Annotated in this window: 19 protein-coding genes; 12 read left to right on the top strand and 7 right to left on the bottom strand. The window is 56.5% G+C overall.

Annotated elements, in window-relative coordinates; translation table 11 throughout:
* The 5 genes from lysA to argH all read right to left on the bottom strand — a co-directional run bounded on the left by lysA (position 1) and on the right by argH (position 3,666).
* The gene (gene lysA, locus ACR0CW_RS09135) at positions 1 to 1,266 is read right to left on the bottom strand and encodes a diaminopimelate decarboxylase (protein ID WP_480787552.1); all 1,266 of its coding nucleotides are present in this window, start codon (positions 1,264 to 1,266) and stop codon (positions 1 to 3) included.
* Positions 1,267 to 1,394: 128 nt separating this feature from the next.
* Positions 1,395 to 1,661, bottom strand: coding sequence for a hypothetical protein (locus ACR0CW_RS09130; protein WP_480787551.1), 267 nt, complete (start codon positions 1,659 to 1,661; stop codon positions 1,395 to 1,397).
* 199 nt (positions 1,662 to 1,860) lie between these two features.
* On the bottom strand, positions 1,861 to 2,010 hold the full coding sequence (locus ACR0CW_RS09125; RefSeq protein WP_170332411.1) for a hypothetical protein: 150 nt from the start codon (positions 2,008 to 2,010) through the stop codon (positions 1,861 to 1,863).
* A gap of 85 nt (positions 2,011 to 2,095) precedes the next feature.
* Entirely contained in the window at positions 2,096 to 2,278 is a 183-nt protein-coding gene (locus ACR0CW_RS09120; RefSeq protein WP_480787550.1) for a hypothetical protein, read from the bottom strand.
* Complete coding sequence (gene argH / locus ACR0CW_RS09115) at positions 2,278 to 3,666, bottom strand: argininosuccinate lyase (protein WP_480787549.1); 1,389 nt, start codon at positions 3,664 to 3,666, stop codon at positions 2,278 to 2,280. Before argH ends, ACR0CW_RS09120 begins: the two co-directional genes overlap by 1 nt.
* A gap of 21 nt (positions 3,667 to 3,687) precedes the next feature.
* On the opposite strand from argH, the gene ACR0CW_RS09110 reads away from it, so the two are divergent.
* Positions 3,688 to 4,254, top strand: coding sequence for a TlpA disulfide reductase family protein (locus ACR0CW_RS09110; protein WP_480787548.1), 567 nt, complete (start codon positions 3,688 to 3,690; stop codon positions 4,252 to 4,254).
* Here the strand turns inward: ACR0CW_RS09110 and ACR0CW_RS09105 are convergent.
* Complete coding sequence (locus ACR0CW_RS09105) at positions 4,251 to 4,583, bottom strand: phosphotyrosine protein phosphatase (RefSeq protein WP_480787547.1); 333 nt, start codon at positions 4,581 to 4,583, stop codon at positions 4,251 to 4,253. The genes ACR0CW_RS09110 and ACR0CW_RS09105 overlap by 4 nt on opposite strands.
* A 120-nt stretch (positions 4,584 to 4,703) precedes the next feature.
* Between ACR0CW_RS09105 and ACR0CW_RS09100 the strand changes: the two genes are divergently transcribed.
* The 11 genes from ACR0CW_RS09100 (at position 4,704) to yddG (ending at position 13,955) form a co-directional block, all read left to right on the top strand.
* Positions 4,704 to 5,033 (top strand): hypothetical protein, encoded by a 330-nt coding sequence (locus ACR0CW_RS09100; RefSeq protein WP_480787546.1) that lies wholly within the window; start codon positions 4,704 to 4,706, stop codon positions 5,031 to 5,033.
* A gap of 59 nt (positions 5,034 to 5,092) precedes the next feature.
* A complete protein-coding gene (locus tag ACR0CW_RS09095) occupies positions 5,093 to 5,479 on the top strand; it encodes a hypothetical protein (RefSeq protein WP_155149800.1) in 387 nt (128 codons plus the stop codon).
* On the top strand, positions 5,476 to 6,447 hold the full coding sequence (locus ACR0CW_RS09090; protein WP_480787545.1) for a sterol desaturase family protein: 972 nt from the start codon (positions 5,476 to 5,478) through the stop codon (positions 6,445 to 6,447). The genes ACR0CW_RS09095 and ACR0CW_RS09090 overlap by 4 nt, the downstream gene beginning before the upstream one ends.
* Before the next feature lie 93 nt (positions 6,448 to 6,540).
* On the top strand, positions 6,541 to 6,732 hold the full coding sequence (locus ACR0CW_RS09085; protein ID WP_170332421.1) for a hypothetical protein: 192 nt from the start codon (positions 6,541 to 6,543) through the stop codon (positions 6,730 to 6,732).
* A 117-nt stretch (positions 6,733 to 6,849) separates the two neighbouring features.
* Positions 6,850 to 7,683, top strand: a complete 834-nt coding sequence (locus tag ACR0CW_RS09080) for an EAL domain-containing protein (protein ID WP_480787544.1) — start codon at positions 6,850 to 6,852, stop codon at positions 7,681 to 7,683.
* Between the two features lie 196 nt (positions 7,684 to 7,879).
* A complete protein-coding gene (locus ACR0CW_RS09075; RefSeq protein WP_155149792.1) occupies positions 7,880 to 9,055 on the top strand; it encodes an acetyl-CoA C-acetyltransferase in 1,176 nt (391 codons plus the stop codon).
* Positions 9,056 to 9,241: 186 nt separating this feature from the next.
* Positions 9,242 to 9,964 carry an acetoacetyl-CoA reductase gene (phbB, locus tag ACR0CW_RS09070; RefSeq protein ID WP_155149791.1) on the top strand — a complete coding sequence of 241 codons (723 nt, stop codon included), beginning with the start codon at positions 9,242 to 9,244 and terminating at the stop codon, positions 9,962 to 9,964.
* A 142-nt stretch (positions 9,965 to 10,106) separates the two neighbouring features.
* Complete coding sequence (locus tag ACR0CW_RS09065) at positions 10,107 to 11,600, top strand: S8 family peptidase (protein WP_480787543.1); 1,494 nt, start codon at positions 10,107 to 10,109, stop codon at positions 11,598 to 11,600.
* Between the two features lie 24 nt (positions 11,601 to 11,624).
* Positions 11,625 to 11,855, top strand: coding sequence for a hypothetical protein (locus ACR0CW_RS09060; protein WP_155149787.1), 231 nt, complete (start codon positions 11,625 to 11,627; stop codon positions 11,853 to 11,855).
* A gap of 290 nt (positions 11,856 to 12,145) precedes the next feature.
* A complete protein-coding gene (locus tag ACR0CW_RS09055; protein WP_480787542.1) occupies positions 12,146 to 13,096 on the top strand; it encodes a transcriptional regulator GcvA in 951 nt (316 codons plus the stop codon).
* Positions 13,089 to 13,955 (top strand): aromatic amino acid exporter YddG, encoded by an 867-nt coding sequence (gene yddG, locus ACR0CW_RS09050; RefSeq protein WP_480787541.1) that lies wholly within the window; start codon positions 13,089 to 13,091, stop codon positions 13,953 to 13,955. Before ACR0CW_RS09055 ends, yddG begins: the two co-directional genes overlap by 8 nt.
* Here yddG and ACR0CW_RS09045 read toward each other — a convergent pair.
* A complete protein-coding gene (locus ACR0CW_RS09045) occupies positions 13,952 to 14,116 on the bottom strand; it encodes a YdcH family protein (RefSeq protein WP_155149761.1) in 165 nt (54 codons plus the stop codon). The genes yddG and ACR0CW_RS09045 overlap by 4 nt on opposite strands.
* Positions 14,117 to 14,224 lie beyond the last annotated feature (108 nt).

The following is a 14,224-nucleotide window of genomic DNA, read 5'->3' as shown; positions in this document are numbered from 1 at the left end:
TCAAAGCCACGAAGGTATGGTATCGCGGTTTATGATTTCGTCAAAGCTTGGCCGTTCACGAATTACTGCGAATTGATCGCCGTTTACCAGAACCTCTGGGATCAGCGGACGCGTATTGTATTCGCTGGCCATTACCGCGCCATATGCGCCCGCACTGCGAAAGGCGATCAGATCACCGGATTTCAGCGGTGGCATGTTGCGCTGCTTGGCAAAGGTATCACCCGTTTCGCAGACCGGCCCCACGATGTCATAGGGTTGCTGTTCAACGCCTGGAGCAGGCTCCTGCACCGCCACAATATCGTGATGCGCTTCGTACATAGCAGGGCGGATCAGATCGTTCATTGCGCCATCGAGGATCAGGAAGTCGCGACCTTCTCCGGACTTCACATAAATCACTTTGCTAACCATCAAACCCGCATTCCCGGCGATCAAACGACCCGGTTCGATCTCGATCTCGCAGCCCAGATGACCAAGTGTCTTCTTGATCAGTGCACCATACTCCACCGGCAGCGGTGGCGCATCGTTGGAACGGGTATAGGGAATGCCCAACCCGCCCCCCAAATCGAGGCGGCGGATGTTGTGACCTTCGGCGCGCAGCTTTTCCGTCAGTTCAGCTACCTTGGTATAGGCCAGCTCAAAGGGCTCCAGTTCGGTCAGCTGCGAGCCGATATGGACGTCGATGCCAATCACCTCGAGGCCGGGCAGGCTGGCGGCATGGGCATAGACCTCAGATGCTCGTGCAATTGGAATGCCGAATTTGTTCTCGGATTTTCCCGTCGCGATCTTGGCATGGGTCTTGGCATCCACATCCGGATTCACCCGAACGGTGATCGGCGCAACCACACCCAACTCCAAAGCAACGGCGTTGATCACTTCCATCTCAGGCTCGGATTCGACGTTGAACTGGCGGATGCCGCCGTTCAGCGCGGTGCGTATCTCATCTGCTGTCTTGCCAACGCCCGAGAACACGATCCTGTCGCCGGGCACTCCGGCCGCTTTGGCGCGCAGATACTCACCGCCCGAAACCACATCCATTCCCGCACCCGCCTGTGCCAGCGTCTTCAGGATTGCCTGATTGCTGGCCGCCTTCATCGCGTAACAGACGAGGTGATCGGTACCGTCCAGCGCATCATCGAACAGCTTGAAATGGCGCAGCAGCGTCGCAGTCGAGTAGACATAGAATGGCGTTCCGACCGCAGCAGCAATTTCGGAGATCGGTACATCCTCGGCGTAAAGCGCGCCGTCGCGGTAAAGAAAGTGATCCATGACAGCGCGCTTAGACTGAAATGCAAGCGTTGATCAATGGTTTTGAAGCGCCATCGCGCGCCTTTGAGGATTCAAAAAAGGGCCCGAAACAAATTCGGACCCCTTTCAAAGAAACAATCAATCAAACTTCAGGAGTTAACCTCGTCGATCAACTCATCGTAGTAAGCGCACAAACCTGCCAGATCGCCAGATGTCTGTGCTTCTGTTGCTTTGGCCTGCATTTCAGTTGCAATCTCCTGCATGCGCGTAGGGTTCGTTGCAGCCAGCGTTTGCAGTGCTGTGGACAGTTCCAGCGCCTTGGACTGCGCATTCTCAGCAGTGCAGTCCTGATCCGCAGCAGACGCAATTCCGGCAGAGGCAGCAATCAGTGCTGCGGCAATAAAGATTTTTTTCATTTTGTACTCTTGTGTGTTTACCTGATGAATTTTCAGGCACGGCCCTTTTGCTCAGGAACACCGGCACCAACAAGGGGGAAGAATCTGAAATTTAACCCATTGTAATAAAATATATTTTGCAGGCATGCCGAATGGCCGAGCATTAGCGTACAGCTCCAGCTCGTAAACACAATTTGCGCAGTGGTTGCTGATTAACGCGTTACTTTCTGGTGGAAACACCAACGCGACCGTAGCCGGAAATTGAGATGCCCGATTTCTTCGGCTCTGCCGCAGGTTCAGGGCGCGACTGATAAGACGGGTCGCAAGCTGCGAGCACAACAAGCGCGGTCAATACACCGATGAATTTCATTCTTTATTGCCTCTGAATTTCAGTCATGAGGGCATGACCACCCAAAGTTGGGTGATCAGACCATGGTTTTCAATCGGGCGTCAGGTCAGAGCCCGAAAAAGACGCTGAGAGGGCCACGGTTTACACCCACACCGCCACTGACATACGCACCGTTGTTTGAAACGCCGACATTTGCGTTCAGCGTTGGCTGAATGGGCTCGCCATCCGCCCCGCATCCCGACAGCATCGCAGTAGCGGCCATAAGAGCAATTGCGCGCAAAAGGGTCATCACAGGTTCGCCTTCCATCTTTCAATCTGGATACGGACCTGATCCGGTGCCGTACCGCCGTAAGATTGTCGCGAGTTTACCGAATTTTGTACGCCAAGAACAGAATAGACATCCTGAGTGATGTGCGCGTGGACCGACTGCATGTCGTCAAGCGTCAGGTCGGGCAGATCGCAGCCCTTGCTTTCCGCCATCGCAACCAGAGATCCGGTAACGTGGTGCGCATCACGGAACGGCAGGCCCAATACGCGAACCAGCCAATCGGCCAGGTCGGTCGCGGTCGAAAACCCCGAGCCCGCTGCCGCGGCAAGGCTCTCGCGGTTGGCGGTCATATCCTTGACCATGCCTTCCATTGCTGCCAGCGCCAGCATCCAGTTGTCGGCCGCATCAAAGACTTGTTCTTTATCTTCCTGCATGTCCTTGGAATAGGTCAGGGGCAAGCCTTTCATGACCATCATCAGACCGGTATTGGCTCCGTAAATCCGCCCCACCTTGGCACGGATCAGTTCAGCTGCATCAGGGTTCTTTTTCTGCGGCATGATCGACGAGCCGGTCGAGAAGCGATCCGAGAGCGTTACAAACCGGAACTGGGCCGAAGACCAGATCACCAGTTCTTCGGCAAAGCGTGACAGGTGAATGGCACAGATCGACGCGGTCGACAGGAACTCCAACGCGAAGTCGCGGTCGCTGACGGCGTCCAGCGAGTTGGCAGCGGGGCGGTCAAAACCAAGGGCCTCGGCCGTCATGTGGCGGTCGATGGGGAATGAGGTGCCGGCCAGCGCGGCAGCGCCAAGGGGGGATTCGTTCATCCGGGCGCGGGCGTCACGGACACGAGACAGATCGCGGCCAAACATCTCGACATAGGCCATCATGTGATGGCCCCAAGTGACTGGCTGGGCGGTTTGAAGGTGGGTAAAGCCCGGCATGACCCAATCCGCCCCGGCCTCGGCCTGCGCCAAAAGCGCGCGGATCAGCGCCAGCAAGCCGTTCTCAGCCGCGTCCAGCTGATCACGAACCCAGAGTTTGAAATCGGTCGCAACCTGGTCATTGCGGCTGCGGCCTGTATGCAAACGGCCTGCGGGCTCACCAATGACCTCTTTCAGGCGCGCTTCGACATTCATGTGGATGTCTTCCAGTGCGGTTGAGAACTGAAATTCTCCGCTCTGGATTTCTGACAAAACGGTGAGCAGCCCTTCCCGAATAGCCTCGGCATCACTATCACTTATGACGCCTGTGGCAGCCAACATGGCGGCATGGGCGCGCGAGCCTGCGATGTCCTGGGCTGCCATCCGCTGATCGAACCCGATCGAGGCATTGATCGCCTCCATGATCGCGTCTGGACCGGCGGCAAAGCGGCCGCCCCACATCTGGTTCGAGGATTGATCGGTCATGTAAGAAAACCCGGAGTTGATATGCGCCTATTTCGTCTGATCCCCCTTTATATGGCCCTTGCGCTGGGTGCAAACGCCGCTTTGGCGACAGATGCCGAGACTCTTGGCCCACTGCGCGAAGGAAGTCTGAAACGCCTGATCCTGCACAAAGAGCCCAAGCCGGTCGAAGCCGTTGAGTTTCAGCTGGAAGATGACGGTGGCACTGCGTCTCTTGAGGATTACAAGGGCAAGTATGTGCTGCTGAATTTCTGGGCCACCTGGTGCGCCCCTTGCCGCAAGGAGATGCCGCAGATTGCTGAGCTCCAGGACGAGTTTGGCGGTGACAGCTTCGAAGTTCTGACATTGGCCACAGGACGCAACTCTCCTGCCGGGATCAAGAAGTTCTTCGACGAGAACGGCATCGACAATCTGCCCCGCCATCAGGACCCAAAGCAGGCCGTCGCAAGCAAAATGGGTGTGATTGGCCTGCCGATCACCGTGATCATCGACCCGGACGGCAATGAAATCGCCCGCCTGATCGGTGACGCGGAGTGGAATTCAGACAGTGCCAAAGCGATTGTGTCGACACTGATTGATGGTGAAAGCTAATCCTGGACGTCCAAAATCGGACGCAGCTTTACCACTATGAGGTCGACCAAATCAGGCGCCATGTAATCAAATTGATCGGGGATACCAAGAATAATAATCTTGGTGTCCTTTATGAGATGACCGAATTTGTCAGACAGCCGCTTCTTCTGGCGGCGGTCCATCACAAATATCATATCAGCCCACTCAACCTGTTCTGATGAAATCATTTCGTCTGCATCCCGGCTAATCCCTGCGAAATCAGTGCTATAGCCGGGCCATTCGCCCACTACATCGGCGGCTGTTGGGCTGCGCATGCGCGCTTTGCCGCAAATGAACAGAACGTTCTTCAAGATGCATTTCCTGTTTTCGATGCTGGCGATTTAGAACAAGTCAACTTCGGCCTTCCCGTGCTATAGTTTTCTCATGCTTAGCAAAAACCCTCAAATAAACCAGTTTGAGAGGAAACAGCGATGAAACCAGTAGTTCTGTTGATTGGCAAATTGCCCAACGTAATTGGCGATGTAGCACGGCGTTTGGATCATCTGCCGATCCAATGGCTGGGTGCTCATGATCAGGAAGAGGTCCGGCGGCAACTGGAGGCGGAACCGCGGATTGTCTGTGCCATCATGGGCGCAGGTCTTGATGACAAGATTCGCGGCGAAATGGTGGGCATCATTGCAGCACGCAGGCCTGACATTTGCATCCACCTCAAGGATCGCGCGTCAGGTCCCGAAGGCTTGGTGCCCTTCGTCGAACGCGTTGTGCAGCACGAGATTCTGGAAACTCTGGAAAACAGCTGACGCAACGCCACCTTTGACAGCCTTTCAACTCCTTTGCAGGTTGTCTGCAGGAGGATGGAATGCCACTCGAAATACTATTGGTTCTGGTGGTCGGCGGGATCGCCGGGATCACACTGTTGCTGCACGTCACAGGCAGATCGCGGTTGCGCGTCCTGACCAAGGCCAGCGCGCAAAAGGAATGGTTGCGTCACTTTCCCGATGATGACGTGATCGATGTCACCATATCGCATGACTGCCATTCAGCGCTGATCAGAACCAATGTCGGCGCCGGTCTGCTCTGGTCATTTGGCGCAGACACTGTTGCGCGGCATCTGATGGATTTCGACTGGCTTGAGCACCCAAAGGGACTGGAGGTTCAGTTCCACGAGTTTGGCGTGCCGCGCGTGGTTATCCATCTCGATGAAAGCGAACGCCGCCACTGGCGACACCTGATGGAGCCCGCATGACTGATCAAGTGACATTTCCGGACGCCGTGCAATGGGCCGTTCCCTTCTTCATTGCTGCAATCCTTGCAGAATTTCTGTGGATCTCGGTCAAGGGTCGAGGCGGGCGATATGAAACCCGTGATGCGGTGACGTCGCTGATCATGGGGGCTGGCAATATTGCGTCGGGCTTTCTGCTAGGCTTCATCGCCTACGCGTTCTTCATGTGGCTGTGGCAGATCACGCCCTTAAATCTGGGCACATCGATCCCTGTCATTATTCTGTGCTTTGTTCTGGATGACCTGCGTTACTACTGGGTCCACCGTTTGGGACATCGAGTGCGCTGGGTTTGGGCCAGCCATGTCAATCACCACAGCTCACAGCACTACAATCTCACAACCGCGCTGCGTCAGACATGGACCTATACGTTCACCTTCATGATGGTTGTTCGGGCGCCGCTGATCCTGCTTGGCTTCCACCCTGCGATGGTTTTGTTCGTCGGCGGTATCAACCTGATCTATCAGTTCTGGATACATACCGAAGCGATCGGAAAGATGCCCCGTTGGTTCGAGGCCATCATGAATACCCCCAGCCATCACCGCGCGCATCACGGCCGCAATGCGCGGTATCTGGATTGCAACTATGCCGGTGTCTTCATCATCTGGGACAAACTCTTTGGTACCTTTGTGCCCGAGCAGGACGATGACCGCGTCGATTACGGGCTGGTGCACAATATCGGTACGTTCAATCCCTTGCGTGTCGCTTTCCACGAGTGGGTGGGTATCTGGCAGGATGTAAAACAGCCTGGCCTGAGCCTGCGTCAACGGCTGGCTTATTGCTTTGCACCCCCCGGTTACAGCCACGACGGAAGCCGCGACAACTCTGAACAGATCAAAGCCAAACACCTTGCCCGCCACCCAGAAGATCGTGGAACGCCCGGATTTGAGCAATTTGACGCGAAACCGCCTAATGCTCAGGCAGAACGGGCTTGATCTTGCCCGACTGACGGCCACGGCGACTTGAAATTCGGCCCAGCTACTCCATATCGACCAGATGTGCCGCGTATGAGTAGCTTGGAGGCCAGCATGTCCCGTCTGACAACTGTTTCGACTGTTATTGGCCTTTTGGGTCTGGTGATGGCGATGGTATCTGCGCTGATAAGCAATGTACCCTCTGGCATTCTGGCGCTTAGCTTCGTCATGTTGGTCATGGGCATTCTGGGGGCTGTCATCGGCGCCGCCACTTCGCTGGGTCGTGCTTGGCAATCAGCCCGCTGACGGACCGCAAAGCATTAACCAATCTATTAATACATCTTACTTCTTAACCGCAGATTCACCTGTTTGCCCTGAGAATGAGGCCGAACCCCATTCGGCAACCCTCAGGGAACGGTATCCATGCGGGACAAGAAACTTGCAGACCTGCCAGAAGGCGCGGACAGCCCTTTGAATTCAGCGGTTACGGCCCGGGATCGCTCGGTCGTGCAGATGGCAGCTGACGCAGTCAGGCACAAGCAATGCAAGCTGGCCTATCAGCCAGTCATGCAGGCCCATCCTCCGCAGGGTGTCGCCTTTTACGAAGGGTTCATCCGCGTCCTTGACGAAACCGGCCGCGTAATCCCCGCGCGCGAATTCATGCCGCAGGTCGAGAATACGCCGATTGGACGGGAACTGGATTGCATCGCACTGGAAATGGGGCTGCGAACCCTCGTCAGAAACCCCGGAATCCGCCTGTCGATCAACATGTCGGCCCGCTCCATCGGATTTGCGCGCTGGTCCCGCGTACTGGACCGGTTCCTAAAAAAGGACGCCAGCATCGGGGAAAGGTTGATTCTGGAAATCTCGGAAAGCTCGGCGATGCAGGTACCGGAGCTGGTTGTGGATTTCATGGATCGCCTGCAGGAACGCGGTGTCGCCTTCGCGTTGGACGACTTCGGGGCCAGTAATTTCAGCTTTCGCTATTTTCGCGAGTTCCTGTTTGATGCCGCCAAAATCGATGGCCAGTTCATACGCGGGATAAGTAAAAACTCAGACAATCAGGCGCTGGTTCGCGCGCTGATCGCTGTCGCCCGTGAGTTCGAGATTTTGGTAACCGCCGAATCGGTCGAGACCAGACAAGATGCCGAGTTTCTGGTGGCTAATGGGGTCGACTGCCTGCAGGGCTTCCTCTTCGGCGCTCCTTCGATCACGCCGCCCTGGAAGACGAAAAGTGAAGCGAAGACAGGAAGTTAACAAGCACCGCACTGTCGCAACTAATTGCCGATCATAACGCTGAGACAAGCTGTCCGTTGCTGCAACTGCAGCATTACGCTATGGCAAGAGGTGCTTGAGCGGGGGATCACGAGGCGCTCTTGTATCCGGAGAGTGCCTCTCCACGACCTGCGCCGTCAGATTTCCCACAGGACCATGACGGTAAAGGATTGACTGTATGACCAACGTAGTAATCGCATCCGCCGCACGTACAGGCGTCGGTAGCTTTGGCGGTTCGTTTGCGAACACCCCTGCACATGATCTGGGCGCTGCCGTCCTTGAAGCAGTCGTGGAACGCGCTGGAATCGACAAGGGCGAAGTAAGCGAAACCATCATGGGTCAGGTCCTGACCGCTGCACAGGGCCAGAACCCGGCCCGCCAGGCGCATATCAATGCTGGCCTGCCGCAGGAAAGTGCCGCGTGGGGCATCAACCAGGTTTGCGGCTCGGGCTTGCGCGCCGTGGCACTGGGTGCTCAGCACATTCAGCTGGGTGACGCCGATATCGTTGCCGCAGGCGGACAAGAGAACATGACTCTGTCACCCCATGCCGCCGCTCTGCGCGCCGGTCACAAGATGGGTGACATGAAATACATCGACACGATGATCCGCGATGGTCTGTGGGACGCCTTCAACGGCTATCACATGGGTCAGACCGCTGAAAACGTCGCTGAGAAATGGCAGATCAGCCGCGACATGCAGGACGAGTTTGCAGTTGCGTCGCAGAACAAGGCTGAAGCCGCGCAAAAGGCCGGTAAGTTCGCTGACGAAATCACTCCTTTCACCATCAAGACCCGCAAGGGCGATATCGTGATGGACAGCGACGAATACATCCGTCACGGCGCAACCATCGAAGCCATGGGCAAACTGCGCCCGGCTTTCGCCAAAGACGGTTCGGTCACCGCGGCAAACGCTTCGGGCCTGAACGACGGCGCGGCCGCCACCTTGTTGATGTCGGCCGAGAATGCAGAAAAGCGCGGCATTGAGCCTCTGGCCCGTATCGCATCCTACGCAACCGCTGGCCTGGATCCGTCGATCATGGGCGTCGGTCCGATCTACGCCTCTCGCAAGGCGCTGGAGAAGGCAGGCTGGTCCGTAGATGATCTGGATCTGGTCGAAGCCAACGAAGCCTTTGCCGCTCAGGCCTGCGCCGTAAACAAGGACATGGGTTGGGACCCGTCGATCGTAAACGTCAACGGCGGCGCGATCGCCATCGGTCACCCGATCGGCGCATCCGGCTGCCGCGTACTAAACACCCTGCTCTTCGAAATGAAGCGCCGCGATGCCAAGAAAGGTCTCGCGACCCTCTGCATCGGTGGCGGCATGGGCGTCGCCCTCTGTGTGGAGCGCGACTAAGTGCTTTGACAACCAAATAAAAAAGGGCGCCGACCGGCGCCCTTTTTTGTTACAATCAACCACTACCTATTGGATGCGACGATATTGACACCTCGAAAGCGAAAATTCACAGCGAAACAATATTGCGCATCTGCATCTCTCAGAGTAACAGCATTACCAAGGCGACTAAATTTGGAGGATTCCTAAATGGCACGTACAGCACTCGTTACCGGCGGCTCCCGCGGCATCGGCGCAGCAATTTCCAAGGCGCTCAAGGCCGAAGGGTACAACGTTGCAGCCACCTATGCGGGGAATGACGAAGCCGCTGCGAAATTCACCGAAGAAACCGGCATCGCCACCTACAAATGGAACGTCGCCGACTACGATGAATCGAAAGCGGGCATCGAAAAGGTTGAGGCCGAAGTTGGTCCGATCGACATCGTTGTCGCCAATGCGGGCATCACCCGCGATGCGCCATTCCACAAGATGACCCCGGAACAGTGGCATCAGGTGATCGACACCAACCTGACCGGCGTATTCAACACCGTCCACCCCGTCTGGAACGGCATGCGCGAGCGCAAGTTCGGCCGCGTTATCGTCATCAGCTCGATCAATGGTCAAAAGGGTCAGTTTGCGCAGGTGAACTATGCTGCCACCAAGGCCGGTGACCTGGGCATCGTCAAATCGCTGGCGCAAGAAGGCGCACGTGCAGGCATCACTGCAAACGCGATCTGCCCTGGCTATATCGCAACCGAGATGGTGATGGCGGTTCCGGAAAAAGTACGCGAATCGATCATCGGCCAGATCCCGGCCGGTCGTCTGGGTGAGCCTGAAGAAATCGCACGTTGTGTGGCGTTCCTGGCGTCTGACGATTCTCAGTTCATCAACGGCTCGACAATTTCGGCCAACGGTGCTCAGTTCTTCGTCTGATCCGATTGGACAGCATTAGACGCCCGCCAGTTTGGCGGGCGTTCTCTTTTTGCGGTGGAGACTCGCCCACACTGCAACCCAAGCCAGAAAAACGTCGCGATTTGTGCTATCATGCTCCCATTCTTTTAAAGGAGCATTTGATATGAAATTCGTGATGTCTAATCGACGAGCCGGTAAGTTTCGCGAACAGGAAAAAATGGCTTCGCGCGATGCATTGAGCGCAGCTCTGGCCTTACCATCAAGCACAACACATATGCTGTCTGATCTGGCTCCGCCTGATGATCTGGCGCGCCGCAGCGTCGTCATGGAGGGCACAGAGGGCGAAATGCAGTCCCTCGCAGCCACCAGCACAGACGATGTCATTGTCGAGCCTCTGATCATGCACGAACGCGTCGGAGGCGCTCGCAGCCTGTTTGCAGGCACCAATGTGCCAGTCATCGACCTGTCCCATACCGCCGGATCCGGGCTTTTGTTCGAAATCGAGGTACGCGGTGGTGGCAGGGGCCTGCCTTTTGCCGGTGTCACACTTTTCCTGCGGGCCCTTGGTGGTGATGTCGCGCGCGTTGAAGGCATGACTGACGCAAGCGGTATCGCAGTTTTTGACGTCGTCCCTTCGATGCAACCGCTCGCATATATCGTCAGCCCATATGATGGTTTCTGGTCACGACAGGTCATGGTTGCAGGTCCAAAGACGACGGTGGTTTGCGACAAGCTGCCGGGCAATCGCAGAATCGACTGGTGGCATCGGGCTCTAGGGGTAAACTCATTTGAGGCCGATGCAGGGGATGGAATCGCCGTTGGCGTCATCGATACCGGGTTCGGCCCTCACCCCCATCTTACAGGTACCGATCACGGGGCTTTCATTAACAATCAGCACGATCCGGTCGCCGGGGCAGATGTCGACATTCATGGCTCGCATGTTGCCGGCAGCATTGGAGGGCGGCCCGGGGGCCAGATGGTACAGGCCGGTGTTGCGCCGGGTGTTGATCTGCACTCCGCGCGCGTATTCCCGCCCAATTCTGGGGCTTCGAACGTCGATATCGCCAACGCGATTGACCATCTGAGCAAGGCTGGAGCAGACCTGATCAACATGAGCCTCGGTTCTCCGGTAAAATCCGAACTGGTAGAGGATGCGGTTCAGGACGCAGCGGAACGAGGAACGCTGTGCCTGTGTGCAGCCGCCAATGACGGTGGACCACCGGTCAAATTCCCGGCCGCCTTGTCGGAAACCGTCGCAATCTCAGCCGCAGGGAAAATCGGGACAGCTCCGGATACCTCGACCTCGGGAAATCAACTGCCACAGGAGCCATGGAAATTCGGGCTGGATGGGTTCTTTCTGGCACGATTCTCGAATTTCGGCCCCGAGATTGATGCAATTGCTCCCGGCGTCGGCATCATCGCTACGGTTCCCGAGCGCCACGGCTTTGTCGCCCCGTATTCCGCGCTGGATGGTACTTCGATGGCGACACCTGTTGCTTGCGCGACGCTTGCCCGGGTTCTGGCAAAGGATGCCGCATATCTGTCGTTGCCCCGGAGCATTCACCGCTCGAACATGGCGCGACATATCCTGACACAAATCTGTGTTACTATCGGCCTCGCACCTGAATTTCAGGGGCACGGAATGCCGCGCGATTGATCGGATTTATATGCAGGAGCGGGAATGACGGACTATGTGATGGCCATACGCCGCGAGCGGCGCGGCTCAGAACCTGCAGACCTGACACAGCAGATCACCAATGTACCTGGGGTCGTGAATGTGACGCCGGGACCATCTGGCCGGATTGTGATTTCGGCAAGCCCCGCAGGCATTGCCGAAGTGAAGAACCGGTTTGGTGAACTCTGCCGGATCGAACCGATCATCCTGCACGACCTGTCGAAAAAAGGTCGATAGATACGAAAAAGACCGATCCCAAAAGGATCGGCCTCTCTTTTTATCCCGTAAGAACGCGCGCGCTGCGTTCAGCGGGAACCAAAGAACCAGTTCCAGATCTGCCTGATGGCTTTGCCGCGCTCGGCATGCGCGCGCAGAATTGCGCGGTGCGCAGCTGGATTTGTGGTCATCTCGATCATTGCACTTCCCCTTTTGTAAAGGTGAACTTGACTTGTCTCTAAGATGACTGTTGTTTTTAAAAGGTACAAACGAGAGTTTTCGAGAGTTCAGTTTAGAAATTCTTATCCGATATGACCGATCGCCTTCCCCCTTTGACTGCCCTGCGCGCGTTCGATGCCGCTGCCCGGCACATGTCCTTTGCCAAAGCAGCGGACGAGTTGAGCGTGACGCCCGCGGCCCTGTCCTTTCAGATCAAATCGCTTGAAGAGCATCTGGGCCAACCGCTGTTTCGCCGCCTGAACCGTGCCGTTGAACTGACAGAAGCAGGACGCTCGCTTGCTCCGGGCGCCGCTGAAGGGTTTGCAACGTTGCAATCAGCATGGGCCGCGACACGCAGATTGCAGGACAACACCACGCTGACCATCACTGCGGGACCCGCGTTGACCGCAAAATGGCTGGCGCCTCGCCTGTATGAATTTGCCCGTGCACATCCGGAAATTGACCTTCGGTTCTCTGCCACGCTGCGCAGCATGGATCTGGAGCGGGATGACGTGGATGTCGCGATCCGATTTGGGTACGGACAGGATGACGGTTTGTATTCTGTACCCGTGCGCAAGGAATGGCTGACGCCTGTAATGACGCCCGAATTGGCAGAGCAATTCACGACACCTCAGAGTTTGAAAGACGCGCCCCTGATACACGACGATTCCATCGGGTTCTTAAAACCTGCGGTCGATTGGCCCGCTTGGTTCAGGGCGGTTGGCGTGAATTTTGTGCCCGAACATGGCGCCCATTTCTCTAACGCTGATCATGCAATTGACGCGGCTGTGGCCGGGCTGGGTGTTGCCCTTGGCCGCCGACCGATGATTATCAAGGATGTGCTGGAGGGGCGCTTGGTCGCGCCATTCAAAACCGCCATCGAAACCAATGCCCGTTTTCGGTTTTTGTGCCTGCCCGGCGCTGAAGATCGCCCCCAGATCAAGGCGTTTCGTGATTGGTTTCTGGCAGAAATTGAAAAAACCGCGCATATCTCGGATGGATTCGAAATCATTCCGGTCGAGGATATCCCGCAACATGACTAAGACCCGTGCGACAGCAATTGGATTTGTGGCCGTTTTGCTGTGGTCACTGCTTGCGCTTTTTACAGTTGGCTCCGCTCCGACCCCGCCGCTGCTGCTGAATGCGATTTGCTTCAGTATTGGCGGTACACTGGGAATGATCTGGACATACGCATCGGGCGGGCTGAGCCAGTTGCGCGATATCAACTGGAAAATCTATCTCTTCGGCGCTGTAGGGCTGTTCGGATATCACGCATTATATTTTTCGGCCTTGCGCATGGCCCCTGCGGCCGAGGCGGGGCTGATTGCCTATCTCTGGCCTCTGCTGATCGTCTTGCTGTCGGGTCTGCTGCCAGGAGAGAGCTTGCGCATTGGACATCTGATCGGTGCCTGTCTTGGCTTCTCCGGCGCAGCGCTGATTATAACCGGAGGCGGAAGCGCCGGGTTCCAGCTTGATCACCTGCCAGGATACGCTCTGGCCCTGCTTTGCGCTCTGACATGGTCTGGGTATTCGGTTCTGTCGCGCCGTTTGGGCGAGACACCGACCAGTTCGGTCGCTGTGTTCTGTGTCCTGACAGCAGTCGCTTCTTGGATGCTGCATTTCGCGCTGGAAGAGACCATTTGGCCGGAAACGACCATTGCATGGGCATCGACACTGGCACTAGGGCTCGGACCCGTAGGTCTCGCCTTTTATGTCTGGGATATCGGGGTCAAGCGTGGCGACATCCAGATGCTTGGAACCAGCTCATACGCGGCACCGCTTCTGTCTACGCTTGTTCTGGTTTTGGCCGGGATCGCCATGCCGTCTTGGTCATTGGCGATCGCGGCGCTGCTTATCACTGGCGGTGCCATCATTGCGGCACGCGCCAGCTTCCATTCTTAAGTAGAAAGGCGTTCGATCTCTTCTTTTAGCCTGAGCTTCTGTTTTTTCAGCTGAGCTATGTGGAGATCGTCAATGCCGGGCGAGCGCTGGGCTTGTTCTACTTCGAGACTGAGGTGTTCGTGCTTCTTCTTCAGTTCGGTCAGATGTGCGCTCACGCTCATGGCGATCCTCCTTCTCTCGTATAAGTGTCACGTAAGAAGTTGATCACATCGTTTCCACCCTGTCACGCTGCAGACGCACAGAATCTGTTACAAATCCGACAATTTCGG

Source organism: Ruegeria sp. CH6 (genome assembly GCF_056537005.1).
The sequence above is the reverse complement of the archived record's forward strand: the minus strand, read 5'-3'. Positions and strand labels throughout refer to the sequence as shown.

Bases quoted from the DNA above. Each gene is read 5' to 3' on its own strand.
- lysA (WP_480787552.1), bottom strand. From the start codon at position 1,266: ATGGATCACTTTCTTTACCGCGACGGCGCGCTTTACGCCGAGGATGTA.
- ACR0CW_RS09090 (WP_480787545.1), top strand. From the start codon at position 5,476: ATGACTGATCAAGTGACATTTCCGGACGCCGTGCAATGGGCCGTTCCC.
- ACR0CW_RS09085 (WP_170332421.1), top strand. From the start codon at position 6,541: ATGTCCCGTCTGACAACTGTTTCGACTGTTATTGGCCTTTTGGGTCTG.
- ACR0CW_RS09125 (WP_170332411.1), bottom strand. From the start codon at position 2,010: ATGAAATTCATCGGTGTATTGACCGCGCTTGTTGTGCTCGCAGCTTGC.
- ACR0CW_RS09110 (WP_480787548.1), top strand. From the start codon at position 3,688: ATGCGCCTATTTCGTCTGATCCCCCTTTATATGGCCCTTGCGCTGGGT.
- ACR0CW_RS09060 (WP_155149787.1), top strand. From the start codon at position 11,625: ATGACGGACTATGTGATGGCCATACGCCGCGAGCGGCGCGGCTCAGAA.
- ACR0CW_RS09045 (WP_155149761.1), bottom strand. From the start codon at position 14,116: ATGAGCGTGAGCGCACATCTGACCGAACTGAAGAAGAAGCACGAACAC.
- ACR0CW_RS09130 (WP_480787551.1), bottom strand. From the start codon at position 1,661: ATGAAAAAAATCTTTATTGCCGCAGCACTGATTGCTGCCTCTGCCGGA.
- ACR0CW_RS09055 (WP_480787542.1), top strand. From the start codon at position 12,146: ATGACCGATCGCCTTCCCCCTTTGACTGCCCTGCGCGCGTTCGATGCC.
- ACR0CW_RS09095 (WP_155149800.1), top strand. From the start codon at position 5,093: ATGCCACTCGAAATACTATTGGTTCTGGTGGTCGGCGGGATCGCCGGG.
- argH (WP_480787549.1), bottom strand. From the start codon at position 3,666: ATGACCGATCAATCCTCGAACCAGATGTGGGGCGGCCGCTTTGCCGCC.
- ACR0CW_RS09080 (WP_480787544.1), top strand. From the start codon at position 6,850: ATGCGGGACAAGAAACTTGCAGACCTGCCAGAAGGCGCGGACAGCCCT.
- yddG (WP_480787541.1), top strand. From the start codon at position 13,089: ATGACTAAGACCCGTGCGACAGCAATTGGATTTGTGGCCGTTTTGCTG.
- phbB (WP_155149791.1), top strand. From the start codon at position 9,242: ATGGCACGTACAGCACTCGTTACCGGCGGCTCCCGCGGCATCGGCGCA.
- ACR0CW_RS09065 (WP_480787543.1), top strand. From the start codon at position 10,107: ATGAAATTCGTGATGTCTAATCGACGAGCCGGTAAGTTTCGCGAACAG.
- ACR0CW_RS09100 (WP_480787546.1), top strand. From the start codon at position 4,704: ATGAAACCAGTAGTTCTGTTGATTGGCAAATTGCCCAACGTAATTGGC.
- ACR0CW_RS09120 (WP_480787550.1), bottom strand. From the start codon at position 2,278: ATGACCCTTTTGCGCGCAATTGCTCTTATGGCCGCTACTGCGATGCTG.
- ACR0CW_RS09075 (WP_155149792.1), top strand. From the start codon at position 7,880: ATGACCAACGTAGTAATCGCATCCGCCGCACGTACAGGCGTCGGTAGC.